Below are 2,763 nucleotides of genomic sequence, written 5' to 3'. Positions count from 1 at the left end.
GGCGGCGCCCGGCGTGACCGGGGCGCTGCCCCCGATCGACGAGGCCACCCGCGAGGCGCTGGCCCGGCGACTGTCCGAGCGATCCGGCGGCGACATCACCGCCGACCAGCTGGCCGGCGCGTCGACGATCGCCGAGGTGGCCGATCTACTGCGCCCGTTCACCGAGGTCGCCGTCGAGGGCAACATCCGCGTGCTCGCCGAGGGGCAGGAGGGGCGCACGCCGCTGTTCCTGTTCCACGCGGCCGGCGGATCGTCGTTCGTCTACGAGCCGCTCGTCGAGCGCCTCGACGAGGGCACCCCGGTGTACGGCGTCGAGCGCGTCGAGGGCCCCCTGGAGGCGCGGGCCGCGACCTACCTCGACCGGATCCGCGAGCTCGCCGCGGGCCGCCCGGTGGCGCTGGGTGGCTGGTCCTTCGGCGGCGCGCTGGCCGTCGAGGTGGCCCGCCAGCTGCGGGCCGCGGGCGACGAGGTGTCGCTGGTGGTCCTGCTGGACACCGTGCAGCCGTCCGAGCCGATCCCGGACACGCTCGACGAGGCCGAGGCGCGCTGGAAGCGCTACTCGGAGTTCGCCAAGCGGACGTACGGGCTCGACGTGGAGGTGCCGCGCGACTTCCTCGCCGAGCACGGCGAGGACGGCGTGCTGGACATGTTGATGGGGGTGCTGGGCGCCGAGGCCAACGCGATGGGCGGCGGCGTGATCGAGCACCAGCGGGCCAGTTTCGTGGACAACCGCATCCTGCAGAGCGCGGACATGGGCTCGTGGGCCGGCGTGGGCGCCGAGGTGCCGTTCGTGCTGTACCGGGCCGAGCGGATGCACGACGGGGCGATCGAACTGGAGCCGCGCTACGAGCGCATCGACCCGGACGGCGGCTGGGCCGCCGTGGTGACCGATCTGGAGGTGGTCCACCTCGAGGGGGACCACCTCGCGATGGTCGACGAGCCGGTGGTCGGTACGGTCGGTAAGCATCTGGCGCGTCGACTCACGGAGCTCGACGCGGGCGTACGGAAGGGAACGAACGCGTGACGGCGAAGACGACCGCGGAGAAGCTCGCTGAACTGCGGGTCAAGACCGAGCAGGCCATGGACCCGGGCAGCGAACGGGCCAAGGCCCGCCGCGACGCCGCGGGGCAGACCCCTCCCCGCCAGCGGATCGCCGAGCTCCTCGACGCGGGCAGCTTCGTGGAGATGGGCCAACTGGTCAAGGCGCCGGGCAACCCCGACAACCCGTTCGGCGACGGCGTGGTGACCGGCCGCGGCACGATCGACGGTCGCCCGGTAGCGGTGTACGCGCACGACAACACGGTGTTCGGCGGGTCCGTCGGCGAGGGCTTCGGCAAGAAGGTCTGCGCCATCATGGATTTCGCGATCAAGGTCGGCTGCCCGATCATCGGGATCAACGACTCGGGCGGCGCCCGGGTCCAGGACGCCGTCACCTCGCTCGCGTACTACTCGGAGATCTCGCGGCGTCAGTACCCCGCGTCGGGGTACGTTCCGCAGATCTCGATCATGCTCGGCAAGTGCGCGGGCGGTGCCGTGTACGCGCCCGTGACGACCGACTTCGTGATCGCCGTCCAGGATCAGGCGTACATGTTCGTCACCGGCCCCGACGTCATCCGTCAGGTGACCGGCGAGGACGTCACGATGGACGAGCTCGGGTCCGCACTCGAGCAGGCGAAGCGGGGCAACGTCAACCACGTGGCCGTCAGCGAGCACGACGCATTCATGTACGTGCGCAACCTGCTCAGCTACCTGCCGTCGTCGGCCAGCGAGAAGGCCCCGCGGATCAACCCGGGACTCGAACCGGAGACCACGGAGTCGGACCGGCAGCTCGACACGATCATCCCGGACTCGGACAACGCCGCGTACGACATGCACGACGTCCTGATCCGGATGTTCGACGACGGCGAGTTCGTCGAGACATCGGGGCAGTTCGCCTCCAACATCATCACGGGCTTCGCGCGCGTCGACGGCGAACCGGTCGGCGTGGTGGCCAACCAGCCACTTCACCTGTCCGGCGCCCTCGACATCGACGCCTCCGAGAAGGCCACCCGCCACATGATGCTGTGTGACGCCTACTCGATCCCGATCGTCTACGTGGTGGACACCCCCGGCTACCTGCCCGGCGTGGAGCAGGAGAAGCTGGGCATCATCCATCGTGGCGCCAAGATGGGCTTCGCTGTGGCGGCGTCCTCGGTTCCCAAGGTGACCTTCGTGGTGCGCAAGGCCTACGGCGGTGCGTACGCGGTGATGGGCTCCAAGAATCTCGGCGGCGACCTCAACTTCGCGTGGCCGACCGCCCGCATCGCGGTGATGGGTGCCGAGGGCGCGGTGGATCTGCTGCAGCGGCGGCAGATCGAGGAGGCCGGCCCGGAGGAGGGCCCGAAGCTCCGTCAGCAGCTCATCGACATGTACAACGAGTTCATCGCGACGCCGTACACGGCCGCCGAGAGAGGCTACATCGACGCGGTGATCGAGCCGTCGCAGACCCGCCTGGTGTTGCGCGGTGCACTGGCGCAGTTGAGGGACAAGACGCGGGTCGAGCTTCCGCGCAAGCACGCCATCTTCCCGCTGTGATCCGATAGCAACAGCGCGCCAACGGCACGAGCGCACCGACGGGCGGCCCACCGACGAGGGGGCCGCCCGTCCCGCATTTCTCCGCCCCGCAGCCGCCCCGCAGCCGCTCCTCGACCTGGCGTCTCGCCGTCACCGCGGTGCGCGCGAGACGCCATGTCGGCGGGCGGCTGTCCTGGCGACGAGGGCTCA

General features: G+C 70.5%; 2 protein-coding genes. Both read left to right on the top strand.

Annotated features, from left to right (window positions below; all coding sequences use genetic code 11):
- Positions 1-1,024: alpha/beta fold hydrolase (locus HMPREF3086_RS15215; protein WP_141764120.1), on the top strand; the 1,024-nt coding region annotated here is incomplete at its 5' end.
- A 56-nt stretch (positions 1,025-1,080) separates the two neighbouring features.
- On the top strand, positions 1,081-2,574 hold the full coding sequence (locus tag HMPREF3086_RS15210; RefSeq protein WP_050797217.1) for an acyl-CoA carboxylase subunit beta: 1,494 nt from the start codon (positions 1,081-1,083) through the stop codon (positions 2,572-2,574).
- Positions 2,575-2,763 lie beyond the last annotated feature (189 nt).

Source organism: Dietzia sp. HMSC21D01, from assembly GCF_001815995.1.
GTDB classification, from domain to species: Bacteria; Actinomycetota; Actinomycetes; order Mycobacteriales; family Mycobacteriaceae; genus Dietzia; species Dietzia cinnamea.
This window is presented reverse-complemented; position numbering and strand designations above follow the sequence as displayed.